Source organism: Prescottella sp. GW823-FHT02E09 (assembly GCF_058797375.1).
This window is the reverse complement of sequence record NZ_JBXAJP010000004.1, coordinates 405,784-426,035: the sequence shown is the minus strand read 5'-3', so window position 1 is coordinate 426,035 and position 20,252 is coordinate 405,784. Positions and strand designations below refer to the sequence as shown.

19 protein-coding genes and 1 pseudogene are annotated in these 20,252 nt (G+C 67.9%); 11 read left to right on the top strand and 9 right to left on the bottom strand.

Annotated elements, in window-relative coordinates; genetic code table 11:
• Positions 1-127 precede the first annotated feature (127 nt).
• On the bottom strand, positions 128-1,297 hold the full coding sequence (locus AC1RIF_RS12605; protein ID WP_492601694.1) for a winged helix DNA-binding domain-containing protein: 1,170 nt from the start codon (positions 1,295-1,297) through the stop codon (positions 128-130).
• A gap of 137 nt (positions 1,298-1,434) precedes the next feature.
• Here AC1RIF_RS12605 and AC1RIF_RS12600 point away from each other — a divergent pair, with 137 nt between their 5' ends.
• Together AC1RIF_RS12600 and AC1RIF_RS12595 are read left to right on the top strand one after the other, a co-directional pair.
• Positions 1,435-2,007 (top strand): carboxymuconolactone decarboxylase family protein, encoded by a 573-nt coding sequence (locus AC1RIF_RS12600; protein ID WP_492601693.1) that lies wholly within the window; start codon positions 1,435-1,437, stop codon positions 2,005-2,007.
• Positions 2,004-2,867 carry an RNA polymerase sigma-70 factor gene (locus AC1RIF_RS12595; RefSeq protein ID WP_492601692.1) on the top strand — a complete coding sequence of 288 codons (864 nt, stop codon included), beginning with the start codon at positions 2,004-2,006 and terminating at the stop codon, positions 2,865-2,867. Before AC1RIF_RS12600 ends, AC1RIF_RS12595 begins: the two co-directional genes overlap by 4 nt.
• 88 nt (positions 2,868-2,955) lie before the next feature.
• Here AC1RIF_RS12595 and AC1RIF_RS12590 read toward each other — a convergent pair whose 3' ends face one another.
• Positions 2,956-3,663, bottom strand: coding sequence for a hypothetical protein (locus tag AC1RIF_RS12590; protein WP_492601691.1), 708 nt, complete (start codon positions 3,661-3,663; stop codon positions 2,956-2,958).
• 308 nt (positions 3,664-3,971) lie between these two features.
• Between AC1RIF_RS12590 and AC1RIF_RS12585 the strand changes: the two are divergent.
• Positions 3,972-4,589 (top strand): annotated as a pseudogene (locus AC1RIF_RS12585) (alpha/beta hydrolase fold domain-containing protein); the annotation flags it as partial.
• Positions 4,590-4,591: 2 nt separating this feature from the next.
• Here AC1RIF_RS12585 and AC1RIF_RS12580 read toward each other — a convergent pair.
• Positions 4,592-5,059, bottom strand: coding sequence for a hypothetical protein (locus AC1RIF_RS12580; RefSeq protein WP_492601690.1), 468 nt, complete (start codon positions 5,057-5,059; stop codon positions 4,592-4,594).
• Between the two features lie 222 nt (positions 5,060-5,281).
• On the opposite strand from AC1RIF_RS12580, the gene AC1RIF_RS12575 reads away from it, so the two are divergent.
• Complete coding sequence (locus AC1RIF_RS12575; RefSeq protein ID WP_492601689.1) at positions 5,282-6,940, top strand: NAD(P)/FAD-dependent oxidoreductase; 1,659 nt, start codon at positions 5,282-5,284, stop codon at positions 6,938-6,940.
• Entirely contained in the window at positions 6,937-8,370 is a 1,434-nt protein-coding gene (locus AC1RIF_RS12570) for an ATP-binding protein (RefSeq protein WP_492601688.1), read from the top strand. The genes AC1RIF_RS12575 and AC1RIF_RS12570 overlap by 4 nt, the downstream gene beginning before the upstream one ends.
• An 18-nt stretch (positions 8,371-8,388) precedes the next feature.
• Here the strand turns inward: AC1RIF_RS12570 and AC1RIF_RS12565 are convergent, their stop codons facing one another.
• Complete coding sequence (locus tag AC1RIF_RS12565) at positions 8,389-8,718, bottom strand: UBP-type zinc finger domain-containing protein (RefSeq protein WP_492601687.1); 330 nt, start codon at positions 8,716-8,718, stop codon at positions 8,389-8,391.
• Positions 8,719-8,783: 65 nt separating this feature from the next.
• On the opposite strand from AC1RIF_RS12565, the gene AC1RIF_RS12560 reads away from it, so the two are divergent.
• Positions 8,784-10,382 (top strand): Na+/H+ antiporter, encoded by a 1,599-nt coding sequence (locus tag AC1RIF_RS12560; RefSeq protein ID WP_492601686.1) that lies wholly within the window; start codon positions 8,784-8,786, stop codon positions 10,380-10,382.
• A 19-nt stretch (positions 10,383-10,401) separates the two neighbouring features.
• On the opposite strand, the gene AC1RIF_RS12555 is transcribed toward AC1RIF_RS12560, so the two are convergent.
• From AC1RIF_RS12555 to AC1RIF_RS12545, 3 genes are all read right to left on the bottom strand, one after another.
• Positions 10,402-11,028, bottom strand: a complete 627-nt coding sequence (locus tag AC1RIF_RS12555) for a class I SAM-dependent methyltransferase (protein ID WP_492601887.1) — start codon at positions 11,026-11,028, stop codon at positions 10,402-10,404.
• A gap of 49 nt (positions 11,029-11,077) precedes the next feature.
• Positions 11,078-12,070: an NYN domain-containing protein gene (locus AC1RIF_RS12550; RefSeq protein WP_492601685.1), complete on the bottom strand. Its 993-nt coding sequence runs from the start codon at positions 12,068-12,070 to the stop codon at positions 11,078-11,080.
• Positions 12,071-12,706: 636 nt separating this feature from the next.
• Positions 12,707-13,210, bottom strand: a complete 504-nt coding sequence (locus tag AC1RIF_RS12545) for a hypothetical protein (protein WP_492601684.1) — start codon at positions 13,208-13,210, stop codon at positions 12,707-12,709.
• A gap of 179 nt (positions 13,211-13,389) precedes the next feature.
• Between AC1RIF_RS12545 and AC1RIF_RS12540 the strand changes: the two genes are divergently transcribed.
• The gene (locus AC1RIF_RS12540) at positions 13,390-13,857 is read left to right on the top strand and encodes a hypothetical protein (protein ID WP_492601683.1); all 468 of its coding nucleotides are present in this window, start codon (positions 13,390-13,392) and stop codon (positions 13,855-13,857) included.
• A 60-nt stretch (positions 13,858-13,917) separates the two neighbouring features.
• Here the strand turns inward: AC1RIF_RS12540 and AC1RIF_RS12535 are convergent, their stop codons facing one another.
• Positions 13,918-14,598: a TetR/AcrR family transcriptional regulator gene (locus tag AC1RIF_RS12535; RefSeq protein ID WP_492601682.1), complete on the bottom strand. Its 681-nt coding sequence runs from the start codon at positions 14,596-14,598 to the stop codon at positions 13,918-13,920.
• A gap of 198 nt (positions 14,599-14,796) precedes the next feature.
• Here AC1RIF_RS12535 and AC1RIF_RS12530 point away from each other — a divergent pair, with 198 nt between their 5' ends.
• Genes AC1RIF_RS12530 through AC1RIF_RS12515 form a run of 4 tightly spaced genes read left to right on the top strand, consistent with a single transcriptional unit; the run spans position 14,797 to position 19,342 of the window.
• Positions 14,797-15,588, top strand: a complete 792-nt coding sequence (locus AC1RIF_RS12530; protein ID WP_492601681.1) for a cyclase family protein — start codon at positions 14,797-14,799, stop codon at positions 15,586-15,588.
• A gap of 45 nt (positions 15,589-15,633) precedes the next feature.
• Complete coding sequence (locus AC1RIF_RS12525) at positions 15,634-16,566, top strand: fumarylacetoacetate hydrolase family protein (protein WP_492601680.1); 933 nt, start codon at positions 15,634-15,636, stop codon at positions 16,564-16,566.
• On the top strand, positions 16,563-17,804 hold the full coding sequence (locus tag AC1RIF_RS12520) for a thiolase family protein (protein ID WP_492601679.1): 1,242 nt from the start codon (positions 16,563-16,565) through the stop codon (positions 17,802-17,804). The genes AC1RIF_RS12525 and AC1RIF_RS12520 overlap by 4 nt, the downstream gene beginning before the upstream one ends.
• Entirely contained in the window at positions 17,801-19,342 is a 1,542-nt protein-coding gene (locus AC1RIF_RS12515; RefSeq protein WP_492601678.1) for an AMP-binding protein, read from the top strand. The genes AC1RIF_RS12520 and AC1RIF_RS12515 overlap by 4 nt, the downstream gene beginning before the upstream one ends.
• A 94-nt stretch (positions 19,343-19,436) precedes the next feature.
• Here AC1RIF_RS12515 and AC1RIF_RS12510 read toward each other — a convergent pair whose 3' ends face one another.
• Positions 19,437-20,249 (bottom strand): SDR family NAD(P)-dependent oxidoreductase, encoded by an 813-nt coding sequence (locus AC1RIF_RS12510; protein ID WP_492601886.1) that lies wholly within the window; start codon positions 20,247-20,249, stop codon positions 19,437-19,439.
• Between the last annotated feature and the right edge of the window lie 3 nt (positions 20,250-20,252).

Genomic DNA, 20,252 nt, shown 5'->3' with positions numbered 1-20,252 from the left:
GGTGCGCGGGTCGGCGCTTCTCGATTTCTGATCGGTCCGGTCACCTGTGCGACCGCCCCGCGTCGAATCCGAGGTGTCCCGCGCTGCGACCGTTCCACCGCGCTCCATGGTCCGTTTCGACGACGTCTCAGGTCGCGGCGGCAGCCTTCATGGCCGGCGATTTGTATCCCGTGGCCACGAGTTCCCCGGCGAGCCAGCCCGTGAGGCGCTCCGCCTCGTCGTCGAGGGCCTGCCGCTCGGATCGGGACACCTGCTCGAGCAGGTGCACCCGCACGGCACCGACCTGGTCCTGCACCCAGCAGCCGACGATGCGCCCGTCGACCCATGCCGTCGTTCCCGCATTGCCGCGCCCGTCGAACAGCCGGTCGCCGTACCCACCGAGGTAGAAGTCGCGGCCCTGCCAACCCATGACGGTGGGATCGAGGACGGGCAGCAGCGCCACCCACGGACCGGGGTCCGGAATCTCGTCGAGATCCTCGGGCAGGAGCCACCCGGTGCCGCCACCGTCGAGCGATACGGAGACGGCACCGAGTTCGGCGAGCGCGGTGCGCACGATCGACTTGGTGGCGCCGAGCCACCAGAGGAGATCCGCCTCGGTGCCCGGCCCGAAGGTGTGCAACCAGCGGCGCACCATCTCGCGATACCCGTCCGCGGCGTCGAGCTGGGGCAGGTCTTCGCCGAGCCAGTGTCGTGGCAGCGTCCAACGAGGGCGGGAAGTGCGCCAGTGTCCGGTGTTCGCGGCGCGCATGATGTCGCCGGCTGCGCCGAGCTGGATGAGCACCCGCGGCGCCCCCCATGCCTCCCCGCCGGGCGGCTCGACCTTCACATCGATCATCGAAACCGCCCGGCGGAGTTCCTGCGCGGTGCGCCCCTCCGGCTCGTTCTCCAGCAGCGCCAGAACCTCCTCACGCGCGTGGTCGAGCCAGTCGCTGCCGTTGTCCGCAAGGCCCACCGTGACAACGTCTTTCACCATTCGGGAACGCACTGCGCCTGCAACGCGCGCGGAAGCGCTCGGGACGGCGGCGGGTAGTAGGTCACGAGGGAAGACGAACAGCGTTCGACGCATCGACAACTGCTTGACGATGCTCCGATCACGGTAGAGCGCACGGTCGATATCGGCAACGGTGACCGAGTGCACCCGCGCCCAGCAGGACAGGTAGACCGTCGCCGGTTCCGTGGCGTGCAGGACGGTCATCGCCTGCGTGGCGGCTTCCGGCGACCCGACTCGCGCGGCCCGGGTGAGCGCATGGCGCACTGCGAGCCGTGCGCGGCGCTCGTCGTCGGTCACATGGCGCATCGGGCGATCCTCTCACTCGCAAAGCGGTGCCGCCGGGCCACCCCGCTCCTCGAATCCACGACTTTCCGGCTCCGGTGTCACACCCGAGCCACGCCCGGTGTCTTCATGCCGAGAGCACACAACCGCAAGGAGGAATCATGGCTACCCGAATCCCGAAAGCAGAGCTGACCGGTGTCTACGGCGCGGTGGTCAAGCGAATGTCCCGCAGGATGCTCGGCGAGGTGGCCGAACCGGTCGAGGTGACGTGGCACAACCGGAAGGTGCTGAACTTCAGCTTCACCGTCGGCCGCAAGGCGCAGAAATGGGACCGGTGTGACGAGAACCTGAAGTCGTTCGCCCACATGGCGGTGGCCAGCCTCGTCGGCTGTAGCTTCTGCCTGGACTTCGGCTACTTCCACGCCCACAACGAGGGACTCGATCTGACCAAGGCACGCGAGGTGCCGCGCTGGCGCGAATCGGACGTGTTCACGCCGCTCGAACGCGACGTCATGGAATACGCCGAGGCGATGACCCTGACCCCGCCCACCGTGACCGACGAGCTGTCGGCGCGGCTGCTCGAGCAGCTCGGTGCACCCGCGCTGGTGGAGCTGACCGCGTTCATCGCGGTGGCGAACCTGATGACCCGCACCAACACCGCCTTCGGCATCGAGTCGCAGGGCTTCTCGGCGTCGTGTGGCCTGAAGCCGCTCGCCGTACGCTCGACGACATGACCGACGACCCGTTCGTCACCCACCGCAGCCTGCTCTTCACCGTCGCCTACGAGATGCTCGGCTCCGCGGCCGACGCCGAGGACGTCGTGCAGGAGACGTGGCTGCGGTGGGCGGAGGTCGACCGCGCCGAGGTGCACGACCCGCGCGCCTACCTGGTCCGGATCGTCACCCGGCAGGCGCTGAACCGGCTCCGGTCGGTGTCGCGGCGCCGGGAGGACTACGTCGGCGAATGGCTGCCCGAACCGCTGCTCACCTCGCCCGACGTGGCCGACGACGTCGAGCTGGCCGAAAGCGTCTCGATCGCGATGCTCACCGTGCTGGAGACCCTGGGTCCCGTCGAGCGGGCGGTGTTCGTGCTGCACGAGGTGTTCGAGACGCCCTACCGGGAGATCGCCGAGGTGGTGGGTAAGACCCCGGCCACGGTCAGGCAGATCGGGCACCGCGCCCGCGAGCACGTCGGGGCGCGGCGCCCGCGGATGCAGGTCGACCGGGACCAGCAGCAGGCGGCGGTCGAGCGGTTCCTGGCCGCCGTGACCACCGGCGACGTGCAGGGACTGATGGAGGTGCTCGCGCCCGACGTGGTGGTCGTCGCCGACGGCGGCGGCATCGCGACGGCCGCGCGGAAGCCGATCGTCGGGGCCCTGCGGGTGGCGACCTTCCTGGCCCGCGCCGCGAAGATCCCGGACTTCACGACCACACCGACCTTCTACAACGGCATGCCGGGAGTCCGGATCGACGTCGGTGGCGAGGCCACCGCGGTCAGTGTGGTGGTCGAGGACAGCCGGATCACCCGGGTCTACGCAATCCGCAACCCGCACAAGCTGGGATGGCTCGACAAACTGGCCGAGCTGCGGCGGTGAGTGTCGGCCGGGTCTCGCGGCGGGCGCCGGTTCGTCAGGAGAAGCCGCGGTGGACGCCGTCGGACCCGGCGGGCCGACGGCGGCGCACTCACGCCCGGTCGTGGACCGGCGAGGGAAACTTGTTGGCGCGGTATGCGTCTCCACTCGTGGTGGGGCGCCAAAGACGCCAGTGCTTCGCGGACAGCCGAAACGGGAGATGGTCCTGCAGATGGCGAGCACCGGGGGACAGCCGGTCGTCGGCGGGCAGGTTCAGCCACAAGGACAGTGAGGATGTCGCGGTGCCGAGTGTGGCGCGTACGCCCGATGCGCCGAGAAGCCGGCCGTACCCGTCCACGGCGAAGCGACCGAACTCGTCGGGGGTGATGTCCGGATACGGGGCGCCGGTGTCCGGGTCGACGAGTCGCACCGGCGTACTGCAGGTCAGCGCGGCCAGGGACCGGCCATGGGTCGTGACCGCGCCGGAACCGGCCGCGACGAGGGCACCGAGCGCGCTGTCCACGGCGTCGCACGGCACGTTCCATTCGGTGTGGGTTCGTGCCCGGTGGCGGGGCCCGCCGAAGCGCTCCGTCGCGAGCGCCACCAACTGTTCGGTCGACGCTGCCGGCCCGCCCGCGTAGATCTCGAACACCCACGATGCCGACGACACCGGTTCGGTACAGGCGTCGAGGAAACCCTGCACGCGCTGGTATGCCTGGTCGGGGCGCTTGGCGCGCAACGAGTGCGCTCCACCCGCAGATCCGGGCAGGCCGTCGTAGGTCACCACCCGAGAGGCCGTGGGGCCGTGCGTCCGCGCCATGCGCCCATCGTAGGGGCCCGAGAAGAGTCACCGCCGACCCTCGACGGTGAACTCGAGGTGGAACAATCGTCACTCGACGAGCACACGGAAGGCATAGTCCCGATGGAACCGATCGACCGATTCAGGGAGACGACCTCATGGACCACCTGAGTTCCACCGACGACTGCTGACCGGGCTGGTCGAGAACTGGACTCGCCGATGCACTTTCACGGCTATCGGGTGAGACCCCCGAACGGGGGGAGAGGTTGTGCGGTTCGTGTTGGACGCCGTGTCGGCTGCCGTGCCGGCGGAGCACGTCGACGAAGCTCGACGGGCGTAATCGTGAGCTCGCGGACGCTCTCCACATCGCCGTCGTCAGCGTCGACTACCGGCTGGCACCCGAGCACCCGTGGCCGGCCGCGCCCGACGACTGCGAGGCGGCGGCGCTCTGGCTCGTCGCACACGCTCTCGATCGCTTCGGATCGTCCCGGCTGGCGATCTCGGGGCGATCGGCGGGGGCGACACTCGCGCTGGCAACGCTGCTCCGACTGAGAAATCGGGGCAATGTCGACGGGTTCACAGGCGCTGCACTGCAATTCGGCACCTACGACCTGAGTGCGCAGACGCCGGCCGGACGTCGGATCGCGGACGAGTACTTCCTCCAGGCCTACGTCGGCCACGTGGAGGACCGCACCGTTCCGGACATCTCTCCCGTCTACGGCGACGTCCACGGCCTCCCGCCGACTTTGCTGGTCGTCGGAAGCAAAGACGCACTGCTGGAAGACAACCTCGCGATGGCAGGCCGGCTTTCCGCGGCCGGCAACGACGTCGAACTCCGGATCTACCCCGAGTCACCGCACGGGTTCACGGGCCACCCCACGGCGATCGCCCGGACCGCTCTCGGCGGCGTCCGTTCATGGCTGCACGAGCGGATCACGCAACCATAGGCTCAGGGTGTGTCGTTCTCGCTCGTGCCACCGTTGCGAGCCTCGATGGCCTCGACGGACTTCTTCAACTGCTTTCCCAGGACGCGGGTGCCGAAAGCGCCGAGCACGCCCGCGAGAAGCCGTCCCCGGAGGTTCTTGCCGTCGCGGACCACGACCACGTCCACGTCGGTCCCACCGGTGGGCTCCTGCGTCAGGGTGTAGACGTGGCCCGAGGCGCCGCCCCACAGGTTGGAGTCCGTCGTCGTCATCACGACACGATGGGGGTCGGCCCAGTCGTAGTGCAGGCGTTCCCAGATCCCGCTCGAACCCTCGGTGACATCGGCATCGTGTGGGCCCTGGTGATGCACCTCGAGGTAGTTGTCGGCGCTGTTTCCGAACAGTTCCCCGCGACCGGGCCCGAAGTCGGTGAGACCGGCAAGGAACTGCTCGGGCGTCGCGGTGGTCGTCTGGTGAAGGTGAATCGTGGTCATGGCGTCTTCCTGAACACTCGGATGATCCGCTCCGGTCCCGGAGGGCCGGGTCGGTGACATGTCCAGCACACCACTCGCGCGGACGTCACGGAAGGGGGCCGATCGGAACCCCTGCGCCCGACCACGAATCCGACGCTCTCGCCGGCAAGGACCGGGCACCGATCCCGCATCTGCGGCATACTCGAAACCGGCGGCTGAACGGCGGCCGCAAATGGGAGAACGATGGCACAGCCGGCAATTCTCAGCGTCGACGATGATCCGAGTGTCTCCCGCGCCATCGTCAGGGACCTGCGCCGCCGCTACGGCGAGAAGTACCGGATCATTCGGGCAGAGTCCGGCGACGAGGCCCTGGCTGCGCTCGAGGAGATCAAGCTGCGCGGTGACCCGGTCGCGATCCTGCTCGCCGACTACCGGATGCCCGGTATGAGCGGCATCGAATTCCTCGAACAGGGCATGGACCTGCATCCGGCGGCGAGGCGGGTGCTGCTCACCGCCTATGCCGACACCGAGGCGGCGATCGACGCGATCAACGTCGTCGATCTCGACCATTACCTGCTCAAGCCGTGGGATCCACCCGAGGAGAAGCTGTATCCGGTGCTCGACGCCCTGCTCGACGCCTGGGTGACATCCGACCGCAGGCCGGTGACCGAGACCAAGGTGATCGGGCATCGGTGGTCGGCGCGGTCCTCCGAGGTGCGCGAGTTCCTGGCCCGCAACCAGCTGCCCTACCGGTGGTACTTGTCCGACGAACCGGAGGGGCTGCGGCTCCTGCAGGCCGCGGGCGCCGACGGTATGCGGCTGCCGGTGGTGATCACCTCCGACGGGGAGGTGCTGGTGGAGCCGACCGATTCGGAACTGGCACACCACGTCGGACTCGCCACCGATCCGGCGTCGGACTTCTACGACCTCGTCGTCATCGGTGGCGGGCCGGCCGGGCTCGGCGCGGCGGTGTACGGGGCGTCGGAGGGCCTACGCACCGTCTTGATCGAGCGCACCGCCACCGGAGGGCAGGCCGGACAGAGTTCCCGGATCGAGAACTACCTCGGCTTCCCGGACGGGCTGTCCGGCGCCCAACTCGCCGACCGGGCGCGCAGGCAGGCCGCCAAGTTCGGCGCCGAGGTGATCACCACCCGTGACGTCGTCGCCCTGGAGGTGAACGGGTCTGCACGCACCGTTCGGTTCGCCGACGGGGCCACGCTGGACGCGCACACCGTCATCCTCGCGACGGGAGTGTCGTACCGGCAGCTGTCGGCACCCGGGTTGAACGAATTCACCGGCCGTGGCGTGTATTACGGTTCGGCGGTGACGGAGGCGGCACGCTGCAGCGACCAGGACGTGTACGTGGTCGGCGGGGCGAACTCCGCAGGGCAGGCGGCGGTCTACCTCGCCAGGAGCGCCCGGTCGGTGACCATCGTGGTGCGGTCCGGCTCGCTGGACGACTCCATGTCGCACTACCTGATTCAACAGATCCGACAGAATCCGAGGATCACGGTCCGGACGTGCACGGAAGTGATCGACGGGGACGGCGACGACCACCTCGAACGGATCACCCTGCGCGACAACACCACTGCCCGTACCGAATCCGTCGATGCGCAGTGGCTCTTCCTGTTCATCGGGGCCGCGCCGCGCACGGACTGGCTCGACGGCGTCGTGGCGCGCGACGACAACGGATACGTCGTCTCCGGACCCGACTTGGTGGTCGACGGAAAACGGCCGCGCGGCTGGGAACTCGAGCGCCTGCCGCATCAGTTGGAGACCAACGTGCCCGGGGTCTTCGCGGCCGGGGACGTGCGCTCCGACTCCGCGAAACGGGTGGCGTCGGCCGTGGGAGAGGGCGCGATGGCAGTCATGCTCGTCCACCGTTACCTGGCGAAACCATGAACGCCGGGCCGGTCTGCACGCCGGAGGAGCTGCGGACGCTCTTCCTCTTCGAGCGGCTCGACGACGATCAACTCGCACAGCTGTGCCGCGCGGGGCGCCTGGAGGTGATCGAGCCGGGCCCGGTGTACCGCGAGGGCGCCCCGGCGACGTGCTTCTACGTGCTGGTCGAGGGGTCGGTGGTGCTCACGAAGCAGTCGGGGGACCAGGATGTGGAGATGGTGCGCACGTCGCACCGCGGCTCGTATTCGGGCGCCTGGACCGCCTACATGGGCGACCGGGTGCCGCAGGTCTACGGCACGTCGATGACCGTGCCCGAGCGCTCCACCTTCTTCGTCCTGGACGCCGACGATTTCGCCCGTTTCATGGCGGAGTGGTTCCCGATGGCACTGCACCTGCTCGAGGGGCTGTTCTTCGGCAACCAGAGCTCCCGCGAGATCCTCGCCCAGCGCGAGCGGCTGCTCGCCCTCGGCTCGCTGTCCGCCGGGCTGACGCACGAGCTGAACAACCCGGCAGCGGCCGCGGTCCGGGCGACGGCGTCGCTGCGGGACCGGGTCGCCGGCATGCGACACAAGCTGGGCATGATCGCCACCGGGGCCTACGAGCCCGCGGCCCTCCGGGCTCTGATCCGGATCCAGGAAGAGGCCGTGGAACTGGTCGCGAAGGCTCCGACGCTGAGCCCACTGGAGGCGTCGGACCGGGAGGACACCCTCGGCGAGTGGCTCGAGGACCACGACATCGCGGGCAGCTGGAACATCGCACCGACCTTCGTGCAGGCCGGGCTCGACGTCGACTGGCTCGAGCGGGTCGCGGCCACGACCTCGCCGCCGATCCTCGCCGGTGCGGTCGCCTGGCTCAACTACACCATCGAGACCGAACTGCTGATGAACGAGATCTCGGACTCCACCAACCGGGTCAGCTCGCTGGTCGGCGCCGCCAAGCAGTACTCACAGATGGACCGGGCCCCGTTCCAGGTCTCGGACGTGCACGAGTTGCTCGACAGCACGTTGGTGATGCTCAGCCGGAAAATCGGCGGCGGCATCGACGTGGTCAAGGACTACGACCGCGACCTGCCACCTGTTCCCGCGTACGCTGCCGAACTCAACCAGGTGTGGACCAACCTCATCGACAACGCCGTTGCCGCCATGGACGGCCGGGGCACCCTCACCATCCGCACCTGTCGGGACGGCGACTGCGTGGCCGTGGCAATCGAAGACACCGGGCCGGGCATACCCGAGGAGATCCGCGGCCGCATCTTCGAGCCGTTCTTCACCACGAAACCGGTCGGTGAGGGCACCGGGCTCGGACTCGACATCTCGTGGCGGATCGTCGACAAACACCGGGGCGACATTCGTGTGGAATCACAGCCGGGGCATACCGAATTCGTGGTCCGCCTTCCGCTCGCCGGTCCGGAGGGAGATCACGCCGACTGAGATCGAGGGCGTTCGGGGTCATCCCATCTCGGCGTGCCGATAGCACCAACGCCACGTCTCGCCGGGCTCGTGCGATCGCATGACGGGGTGTCCGGTCTGCTCGAAATGTGCGGTCGCGTGCCGGTGCGGGCTCGAGTCGCAGCATCCGACGTGTCCGCAGCTGAGGCAGAGGCGCAGGTGCGCCCAGTTCTGCTCGCCCAGCGCCGCGCATTCCTCGCAGCGGCCGGGGGTCCGCGGCCCGGGGTCCGGTCCGGTGGCCGCCGCGAGTTCGTCGCAGCGCTCGACCGCGGTCGGATCCGGGGATTCGACTCGGATGCGGTCGGCTGCACGTCGGAGCGCTCTCTTCATCACCTCCCATCCTGCATGCTTCAGGGAGCGATATCCACACACCGGAACGTCGGACGGAGACCGCCGTGAACGTGGCCCTGCTCGCCGTCGCGGTGGCGGCGTTGCTCACCGCCGCCCTCGCGCGACACCTGAACTGGTCGGCGCCGCTGCTGCTGGTCCTGGTCGGACTGGTCGGTTCGCAGATCCCCGGACTCCCCGACACCGCCCTCGATCCGGATCTCGTGTTGTTCGCGGTACTGCCGCCGCTGCTCTACTCGGCCGCGCTCGACAGTTCGTCGCTCGCGATGCGGCGGAATGCGCGCGCCATCGGGCTACTCGCAGTCGGCTTGCCGCTGGCCACCACCGCGGTTGTCGGGGTGGTCGCATACCTCACCATTCCCCAGTTCCCCCTCGCCGCCGCACTGGTGCTGGGAGCGGTCGTGGCTCCGCCGGATGCGGTGTCCGCCACCGCGATCGGACGACGTCTCGGCCTACCGCGACGGATCATGACACTGCTCGGCGGCGAGAGCCTGCTCAACGACGCGACCGCGCTCACCGCGTACCGGGTCGCACTCGCCGTGGCGGTCGGGACCGGGGTGACCCTCATGGAGGGGGTGCGCACCTTCCTCGGCGCCGCGATCGGCGGCACGCTCATCGGCATCGGGGTCGGGATCGCCGTCGCCGCATTACGTTCGCGGCTCTCGGATCCGTTGATGGAGAGCGCGATCGGGCTCCTCGTCCCCTTCGTCGCCTACCTGGCGGCCGAGGAGGTGCACAGTTCCGGGGTGATCGCGGTCGTCGTCGCCGGCCTGTATCTGGGCCAGCGGTCGACCCGCGCCGGATACGCGACCCGCCTGCAGGACACCGCGGTGTGGAAGGCCGTCGACATAGTTCTCGAGTCGTTCGTCTTCCTGCTGATCGGGCTGCAATTGCCAAGCGTCGTACAGGGTCTCCACGGCCGCAGTGTGGCCGAAGTCGTCGGCGCCTCCGCTGCCGTGCTCGCCGCCGTCATCGCAGTCCGACTGCTGTGGGTCTACCCTGCGGCCTTCCTCCCACGTCTGGTGTCCGCGCGGATCCGCGACCGGGAGCCGGCGCCGAGTCTCCGGTCGGTGTTCGTCCTCGCCTGGTCCGGAATGCGCGGCGTCGTCTCCCTGGCCGCCGCCTTCGCGATTCCGCTCACCGTCGATTCGGGCGCCCCGTTCCCCGGGCGCGACATGATCCTGTTCATCACCTTCGCGGTCGTGGTCGGCACGCTCCTCCTGCACGGGCTGACCCTGCCGTGGCTGATCACCCGACTGGGCGTCGACAACGAGGACGAACTCCGCAAGGACGCAATAGCGCTGGCGGCCGCGCAGGACAAGGCCGCACGGGCCGCGACGGAGGTACTCGATGCCCTGATCGCGAACGCCGACGGAGATCCCGCCGCCGTCCGTCAGCGGGCCGGGGAGATCCTGCGCACCTGGAGCGAGCACCGCGCCCACGCGGCCTGGGAGCGGCTCGGGCGCAGCGACGCCGAACTGGGCGAGAGCCCGTCCGCCGCCTTCCGCGCGCTGCGCCTGCAGATGCTCGATACCGAACGCGCCGTCTTCATCGCGGAGCGGGACAACGGGCGGATAGACGACGAAGTCCTCCGCCAGGTGCTGCGCGAACTGGACCTCGAGGAGGCCACGCTCAACCGGGAGTAGGACCGGACCCGGGCATCCCTCACGGGATGCTCCGTCGGCGTGCGGTGATTGCGCCGTGAGGCCTCGTCCCGCTGCCCGTTCGGGTATGTGTCTCGATCACCTCGAAGCCGGCGGTGACCAACTCCTGCCCGAGTTCCCCCACCGGCCACCGATAGGCGGTGGTTGCGGCGTGGTCGAAGGCCTCCACGGTCGCTCCTTCGAAGAAGCCCACCAACAATTCTCCACCCGGCCGAATCACGCGCGCGAACTCGGCGAGCGGCGTCCGGATGTCCTGCGGATGGTGGTGAATGAGCGAGTACCAGGACAGCACACCACCCAGCGATTCCGGCGCGACATCCAACGTCTCGAAGCCGCCGAGCTCGAACGCGAGCTCCGGATACTGCCGGCGTGCCCGCTCGACGAACTCGGGAACCAGATCGATCCCGCTCGCGGTCAGCCCGCAGCCGGCCAAGAAGTCCGTCCACTGCCCCGGGCCGCAGCCGGCGTCGAGCACGGGCCCGGTCAGGGTGTCGGCCCAGCTGCGCACCAGCGCCCGGTCGGACGGGTGTGCCGACGTCACGGAACCGAACAGATCCGTGTACTCCCGGGATTTGGCCGAGTACGACTCGCGGACGATGTCGCGTCGTCGGACGCTCGTGATCTCCATGCCTTCGATGATCGCCGAAGAGCTCACCGCCCGAGGACTCTTCGACGACTCAGCCCTCGTCGTACTTCTCCCAGAAGCGTGCACGCAACCGGTATCGGATCCCCTCGTCCAGGTCGTACTTCTGCATCACGTCGGACGCGTCGTGCAGCAGGGCACGGTCGATGTCGCGGGGGATCGACGGCCTCGCACGCTGGAGTTCCAGTTTGTCTTCCGACGTGGCGCTCTCCTGGAACGACGCGAGGACCCGCTTCACCACCTCGTCGACCAGCCGATCCTGTTCGTCGTCCTCGCCTTCGCCGTATCCCGGTAGCACCCGAGCGGAAGATCCGGTCGAGATGCTGTAGGCCAGCACGCTCGTCGGGCGCGGAGCCGCCGGACCGTGCGGCTTGGATGCCAGATCCAGGGGAGTCCGCACGACCGACCGCGGCGCGGCGACCACGGGACGGGTGGGTGCTGACGGCGGTTCCGGCGCGACCGGTTCGGGCACCGGTTGACGATCGACCTTCATCACGGCGGCGTCGACCGCCGCGCCGTCGATACTGTCGAGCTCGTCGGCGGCCCGGATCAGGTGCCGGCTCACCCCGTGCGGCTTGCCGTCGACGGTCGGCACGGCGAGCACCACCACCTGAACCCCGTGCACCTGAGCATCTTCGACCGCTTCGGTGAGATCGTCGTCGCCCGAGACGAGGAAGAACACGTCGGATGCCCCGTTCCGCGCGTGCGCCACGAGATCGAGGCCGATGCGGAGATCGACACCCTTCTGCTCGCCGTTGACGCCGAACCGCCCGAGCCGCAGCTTGACCTTCGAGAGCTCGCCGATGCGCTCCTGCTGTGCATCCGGGACACCGTTGCGGGCCGAGTCGTACCAGTGGACCCGCAGCACCGGCAAGCCCGACCGGGCTTCGGCAACGTCCACCAGTGAGCTGATCATCGTGGAGTAGTCGACGTGGATCCCTCCGCGTAGCGAGGTGCCGGTGACGCGAGTCGCGGCGGAGGCAAGCAGATACCCGGCATCGATGTAGAGGGAGCAAGTCGACCGCATCCGCACACTATGACATGCACGACCGTCACCTACGACGAACTTCTCGACCTTCTCGATCTGCCGTCCACACCCGGCGAGTCGGGCAGGGAGCCACGGGATCGTGAATGTGCTTCCTGCACTGCCGTATTGCCGATACACCACGCGCACGGGAACTGCGATCGACGGCCGTCTTCCCATACCGTGTGCGACGCCCGTACCCGGACGCCGGAACGCGACCCGCGCCGGACCACGTAGGCGGCGATCAAGGCGTACGCAACGGGAAGCGCGACCAGCCAGTAGATCGCGGTCGCGGTGGAGTACTGCAGCTGCCCGAGACCTGAAAGCCTTTCCAACGGTGAGGACTCCGTCCTCCACTCGTCGAACGGACGTTGGATGTACAGCGGCATCGCGGCACGACAACCAGAGCCAAACCGGCCAGTGGAACCCATTTGCGTGGACGAGCCGCCCGGGCTCGACGTCGAGCAGCCGCAACCACCGCCCGCAACTCGTTCGACTTCTCAGCCGAGGCGTCCATGACGATCCCCCGGATTCCATGTCGTTAGTGATGCAAACCCCCAGACGCAGGTTTGCATCACAAACCACGGAAGTCAATGGCGTGGACGCGGCACCCGGCGGGACCGATCCCGGTCGCCGGTCTCAACTTTCGTGGTGGACGGTGACGGTGTCGTTCCGATCCCACACGGCGACGAGCAGCTGGTCGGTGGGTTTGTCAGCGCCGATCGCGAAGTCGAGTGCGAGGACACGTTCCGTCGCCGTGGGACTGACCGCGATGCCGACGAGGACCAGATGGTCGAGGAAGACGTCGTCGGTGACAGCCTCACGGGTCTCCACGCCGAACAAGTTGCACACCATCTCTTCCGGAATCTCCTCGAGATGGAACCCGCGAAACGACGAAGCTGTCGACCGGGGATCGGTCATCTCGGCAGCGAAAGCGGCAAGAGCCGCAGCGACCAGAGTCCGCACATCGCCGAGAGCGGCTTCAGCCCTGTCGAGTTCGCGTTGGTTCAGACTCCCATCGCCGCGAATCCAGTACCAGGCGCCCGCGCCCACTCCGTCTATGCCGGCGGATAGCACGGCACCGGCCACCGGATCGTCGCCGAAATCGAGGCGCCCCGCGAACCTGCTGGTCAGTTGAGTCATGGTCCGATCGTGCCATCCACGACGGGATCTCACGCCGCCCGATCGATCCAGCGGCACGTTCCGTCCCGGAGAAGTCCCTCCACAGGCCGTGCCGTGCTCAGCGCAATGGCTGGCACCGCAGGGGATGCGTTCTACCGCGCTGGCCGCGTATGCCGACCAGCCCCAAACGAGGAGGTGCCGTGAGTGCTCGCGCCTCAATCCTCGGCGTCCCGGCCGGCGCCTACCTCGGCGCCGACGCCGGGTGGAACGCTGCGTTCTGGACTCTCGCCGCAGTCCGCTCTCTCGCAGCGGCGTGTCGGAACCGGGGAGTCCGGCGCGGACTCGCCATCACCGCCTTCGTCGGCATCGTCGGCATTGTCGGCATTGTCGGCAATTTCGTCGCCGGGTCGACCGCACCGAAGTCTCCGAGGAGCGTGGCCGCCATCCTCAGCGTGGGAATCGCCGCCACGCTCGCGCTGTTCCCTGTCCTGGCAACGACCGCGATGGCCGGCGCCTTGCTGATGGCCGTATGGGGTCTGTTCTACGGAGGCGTATCCGCGAGCACTCAGACATGGATCGCTCATGCGGCCCCGGCGCAGCGGGAAGCCGTATCCGCCCTCTGGGCACTGGCGCCGATCACACGCGCGTCGAGAGCGTTGCAGCCATAACCGACGTGGTGCACACCTGCTGCCCTGCATGGTTCGCCCCCTCCCGAGGGCGACATACCGTCAAACGGTGCGCTCATCGGTGTTCGTCAGCGCGCGGGTGCAGACCGTCTCGAGTGCGATCACCGCAGCTCGCCGATCCACACACTCTGGGTCGAGGCGGTGTTGAACATTGATGCCCAGAGTCGCGCCCAACAGCACCACGGCCACCGCGTCAGGATCGGTGACCGGCGCCGAAACAGAACGCAAGTAGTCGGTGTAGGAGCGGCGCAGGATTCGATACTGCTCGGCGTATGCGGCGCGAACCGGGGAATCCTCACCCACCGCTTCGAGGAGGATCGTCGCGAAGATCCGCGCCTCGGGCTGTGACATGACAGCGAAGTTGGCTTCGATGAGTGCCTCGACGCCTTGCTTCGGCGCAGCCGCAAGGTGGTCTCGCAGTTGGCTCATCGCCCAGTGGAAGGACTCTTCGACCACGGCACGAACCAGTCCGTCCTTCGATCCGAAGTGCCATGCGACCGAGCCGCGGCTGATGCCCGACAGTTCGGCGACGGCCTGGATGGACATGGCCGTGGCCCCCCGTTCGGCCGCGAGCTCGGTCGCGGCGGCGATGAGTCGCCGACGTGTTTCCTCGGAAATCTCCTGCTTGCGCGTCGATGCCATCGTGTCTTCTGCCTCGTTCTGGATCGCTGGGAGCGTGCATTGGATTGAGCCTGTGCGCGTGGCGGAGCTCCCGACCTGCACGGATATCTATGTTATCGGTCCAATGATCGGCCAGCCGTCCTGGTCACAATCCCCATGCCGCGACCTCGGACCGGTTCGCCGCAGAGGGACTGGTGGCGCATTGAAGTTCCGGGATTCTCCTGTCACCAAGCCTTGCCTATGCGAGTCGTCCAGTTCTATGCTGACCGTCCAATAACTAGTTGGAAGGTGTGAGTGATCGTGCAATTGATCGACTTGACGCGGACGCTGGACCCGGCGGATCGCGATCTCCTCCCGGAGCAGCTGCGGCCGCTGGCTGCAGTTGTCGCGCCGGCAGTGACCTATGCGCATCCATCCGGGAGCGGCCGGGACGAGTTCGCAGCGGCGATGCGGTGCTCGGTCGAAGATCTCCCCGGCGGCGAGGGGTGGGGCTCGGAGTTGGTGACGGAGTTCAGCTCACACCTCGGTACGCATGTCGACGCGCCGCTGCACTACGGCTCTACGTGCGAAGGCAAGCCGTCCCGCACGATCACCGATATCGCCCTTGATGAACTGTGGTGCGAGGCAATCGTTCTCGATCTCCGAGGTCGCTGCGCAGCGAACACCGCGATCTCGGTCGACGCGCTCGATGCAGCCCTGACGGCGAACGGCGCCCCGATCCCGGCCGGCGGAGCGGTCCTGCTACGCACCGGGCAGGAGCGATTCACCCTGACCGACCCGGAGTTCTTCCAGTACCCGGGAATGAGCCGCGAGGGCACCTTGTTCCTCGCCGAGCGTGGCGCCAAGGTCCTCGGTACCGACGCCGCCGGATGGGACCTGAGTTTCGCGGTGATGGCGCGCAAGTTCGAGGAGACCGGCGACAACTCGGTGCTGTGGGACGGACACCGAGCCGGTCGCGAGCGCGAGGTCTTCATCGTCCAGCAGATGACGAATCTCGCCGCGCTGCCACCGTCCGGGTTCCGGGTGGCGTTCTTCCCCATCAAGCTCGCCCGCGCCAGCGCGGCACCCGCTCGCGTCGTCGCCTTCGTATGAGCTCGCCACACGGTGACCCGACCAGATGAAAGGAATTGATCACCAATGAAATTGGCGACCATTGAGTACGAGGCATCCGAGCAGACCGCGCTCGTGCTGGAGGACGGCGGCAAGCTCCTGTTGCTCGGCCGCGCACACGCACTGATGACCGGCGAACAGGCCCCGGAACTGTCCACCATGCAGCTCATCATCGAAGGCGGCGCCCCCGTGCGAGCGATGCTCGACCGGATCGCCGCGGCATCCCCGGACGAGGCGGTCATCGAGGCGCACGAGGTTCGCTGGATGTCACCCTTGCCCCAGCCCATACAGATCCGAGACTTCGGGTGCTTCATGGACCACTTCCGCAATGCCAGGGCTCGGATTCAGGGCATCCCTGTCAGCGAGGTCGAGCTCCCCGCCATCCAGCTCGAGCGGCCGCTGTACTACGTCGCCAACCGGTTGTCGGTGACCGGTCACGGTGCCGAGGTGGCGTGGCCGGCCTATTCGACGATCAGAGACTACGAGCTGGAATTCGCCTGTGTACTCGGTCGTGGGGGAACGGACATCCCGCGTGAGCAGGCCCACGACCACATCTTCGGCTACACCATCTTCAACGACTTCAGCGCCCGGGACACCCAGCTCGAGGAGATCTCGACCGGACTCGGACTGAGCAAGAGCAAGGACTTCGCCGATTCCAACGTGCTGGGCCCGTGGATCGTCACGGCTGACGAGATGGACGACCCGTATCGGCTTCACATGGTCGCCAGGATCAACGGCGAGGAGGTGAGCCGCGGAACCAGTGCAGACATGCACCACACCTTCGCGGACATGATCGCGTTCGCCTCCAGCTCGACCCGGCTGCACGCCGGCGAGGTGTTGTGCTCGGGCACGGTGCCGACGGGCTGCGGAATCGAGCACGGTCGTTACCTCGAGCCCGGAGATGTGATCGAGCTGGAGGTCACCGGCCTCGGCGTCCTGCGCAACCGGGTGGTCGTATGAGCCGCGATGTGATGGTGCTGGGAGTCGGTGCAACCCCCTTCGGCCGACACACGGACAAGACCGCCTCCGACCTGTTGGGCGCCGCAGCGGCCGACGCGTTGACCGACGCGGGCCTCCGGCGATCCGCTGTGGGTGCGGTCTTCCACGCAACAGTCAGCCAGAAGGCCCTCGACCACCAGCACATGATCCCGGGCCAAGTTGCCCTGCGCCCACATGGATTCGTCGGAGTGCCGGTGGTGAACGTCGAGAACGCGTGCGCCGGCGGTGCGACTGCGCTCTGGTTGGCGATCGCTCACGTCCGGGCCGGGCTGTCCGAGGTCGCACTTGCCACCGGTGTCGACAAGCTCGTCTGCACTGACCCGGCGCGGGGACTGGCGGTCTTCGACGGTGCGCTCGACGTCGCGAACCGCGACGCAGTTCTCTCGACTCTGGGGGCGCTCGCCGCCCCGCTCCCCCCGCAGCTCGCCACCGCACCCGGGGACAGGTCGGTCTTCATGGAGGTCTATGCGGCGCTCGCCCGCGCACATATGGAGCGGTTCGGTACCACCGAGTCGCAACTGGCCGCCGTCGCCGCCAAGAACCATGCCCATTCGGTGCACAACCCTCGTGCTCAGTTCCGCAGGTCCTTCACAGCCGACGAGGTCCTGGCCGCACGGCGCGTCGCCTGGCCGCTGACCGTGCCGATGTGTTCACCCGTCAGCGACGGTGCTGCGGCAGTGGTCGTGGCGAGCGCCGAGTTCGCACGCCGGGCCGCCTCGAGTGACCGCGCGGTCGCGGTCCTCGGCAGTGCGCTGGTCTCGGGCACCGACCGAGCCGCAGAGGACGCACACAACCACATCGGACGTCGAGCCGCCCTCGCCGCCTATGAGGAAGCGGGGCTCGAGCCGGGCGACGTCGACGTCGCCGAAGTGCACGACGCGACGGCATTCGGCGAGATCCAGCAGGTCGAGAACCTCGGCTTCTGCCCGATCGGACACGGCGGACCGTGGTCGGCCTCGGGCGCCGGCGCCCTGGGGGGCGCGCTCCCCGTCAACCCGTCCGGTGGCCTCGAATCCCGAGGGCATCCGGTGTCCGCCACCGGTCTGGCGCAGGTGTTCGAGTTGGTAACCCAGCTTCGCGGCAGCGCAGGCGAACGCCAAGTGCCCGGGGCGCGAATCGCGATCGCCGAGAACGGCGGCGGCGTCTACGGCATCGAAGAGGCGGTAGCCGCCGTCACCATCCTCGGAGGCACACGATGAAACACTCTGCGGAAGAGTCGAATCCGAACATCGATCCGGGGTACGCGGAACTGATTCTGACCACGCTGCGACGGCAACCGGATCGTGTCGCGTTCCGCTTCACCGACGACCACGGTCAACGGCGAGTATGGACCTATCGCGACACTGCCGAGCGGATCGAGCGCACAGCGACGGTCTTCGGGCAACTCGGCCTGACCCCGGGACGCGGTGTCGCGCTGTTGTCCGGCCCTCGACCAGAAGCATTCACCGTCATGGTTGCCGCATGTCTTGCAGGCTTGCGATACGTGGCGCTGCACCCGCTGGGAACTGCGGAAGCGGACCGAGTCATCCTCAGGGACAGCGCCGCAGATCTCTTCGTCGTCGACGACTCCCAGTTCCCCACCCGAGCCGACCAGGCGGGCACGAAAGCCATCACGATGGCTGCACTGAACCGCCGCGTCGCCGAGGCACGGCCAGGCCCGCAGGACCCCCGAGGGCCGGCCCTGTACCTCTTCTACACGGGTGGGACAACAGGAGAACCGAAGGGCGTGATGCTGCGCGACCGGTCACTCGTCGCCAATGCGTTCGCCTGTTCCACCTGGGAGTGGCCACAGGACACCAACTTCCTGATCACCACACCGATGTCTCACGCGGCGGGCCTGTTCGTGGCTCCCGGTCTGCTCCGGGGTGCAAGCTTCGACGTGCACGCGTCCTTCGACCCGGACAAGGTCATCGACGCGATCGAATGTGACGCCGTCTCTGCATCGTTCCTCGTTCCGACGATGCTGTACGCGCTGCTCGACCATCCGCGTGCCGCCCATGCCGACCTGTCAGGGCTGCGCTGGCTCCTCTACGGGGCCGCACCCACCGACACCGCGCGTATCGCCCGAGCGCGTGAGCTGTTCGGACCGATCCTGAGCCAGCACTACGGACAGGCCGAGGCCCCGAACGCGCTGACGGTGCTCGACTCCGGCGAGCACCGCGACGATCCAGTTGTCCTCGGCAGCTGTGGACGTGCCATGCCGGGCGTCGAGATCGCCATACTCGATTCGTCCGGCGAGGAAGTTGCGCCGGGCTCCGCCGGGGAACTGTGCGCCCGAGGCCCGTTGGTGATGGACGGCTACTGGAACAAGCCCGAAGAGACCGCGGCGGCGCTGGCGGGTGGATGGCTCCACACCGGTGATGTCGCACGTCGTGACCACACCGGGCTGATCACGATCGTCGATCGCATGAAGGACACCATCATCACCGGCGGCTTCAACGTCTATCCACGCGAAGTCGAGGACGCCCTCGGTACCCACCCTGCAGTCGCGGCGTCCGCGGTCTACGGTCTACCGGATCCGCAATGGGGCGAGGCCGTCACAGCCGCGGTTGTCTTCCACGACGGCCACACCGCCAGCCCCCGGGAACTCGCCGAACACGTCCGCGCCACAAAGGGATCGGTCTGGACGCCCAAGCGCATCGACGTGTGCGACGCCCTACCGACAACAGCGCTGGGCAAGATCGACAAGAAGGCTCTCCGACACTCACATCCGGTGCAGGACGCCCCGGCGCAGTAACAACCTTGCCGGGTCGAATCATGATGGGGCTCTGGCCGGTCGCGCCTCAACCCGAGGCGGGCCGGCGCCTACGACGTCATGACGCGCAGAACTGCTAGTTTCCTTTCGCAGTAACGGTGGGCGCTCTACCGGGGTCGATGGCGCTCGTGAGTCCCGCATCGACTGGAAGAACGATTCCGGTGGTCCAGCGCGACTCCGGTCCTGCCAAGTATCGAACCGCTTCTGCCACATCCCATCCCGTACCCTCGGTTCGAAGCGGTGCAGCCTCGGCCCGGAGACGACGCACATGCGCGTCCAGCCCCTGTGCATCCATCAGCGGTGTGTGCACCAGGCCCGGCGCGACTGCATTGACCCGGATCCCGTCGGGACCGTGCATCGCGGCCATGGCTTGGGTGAGACTGAGCAGTGCACCCTTGCTGGCCGAGTACGCGACGGACGGGTGACCGCCGCGCAGCCCTGCGACCGAGGCCATGTTGACGATCGCTCCACTGCCGGCCATCGCAGGAATCAAGTATCTGGACAGCAGAAGCACCGAATCGATGTTGACGCGCAGGCACGTTCGCCAAGCATCCAGGTCGATATCGACCACGCTTCCCGCCGGGCCGGTGACACCCACGTTGTTGACCAGGATATCCACCCGGCCATGCTGCTCGAGCACGTCCGCGGCAAGGCTGCGGCAGGTCGAGTCATCAGCAACGTCTGCGACGACCGCCGAGGCGTTCACGCCGAGAGAGGCACACATCTGGACGGTTCCCTCGAGATTCGCCCCAACGTTGTCGACCAGAACGACATGGGCCCCGGACTGGGCGAGTCGGACAGCGCAGGCACGGCCGATTCCGATTCCAGGCCCACGCGATCCGGCGCCGCTGATGACTGCAACTCTGCCCGACAAACGGTCATCGAGCATGCC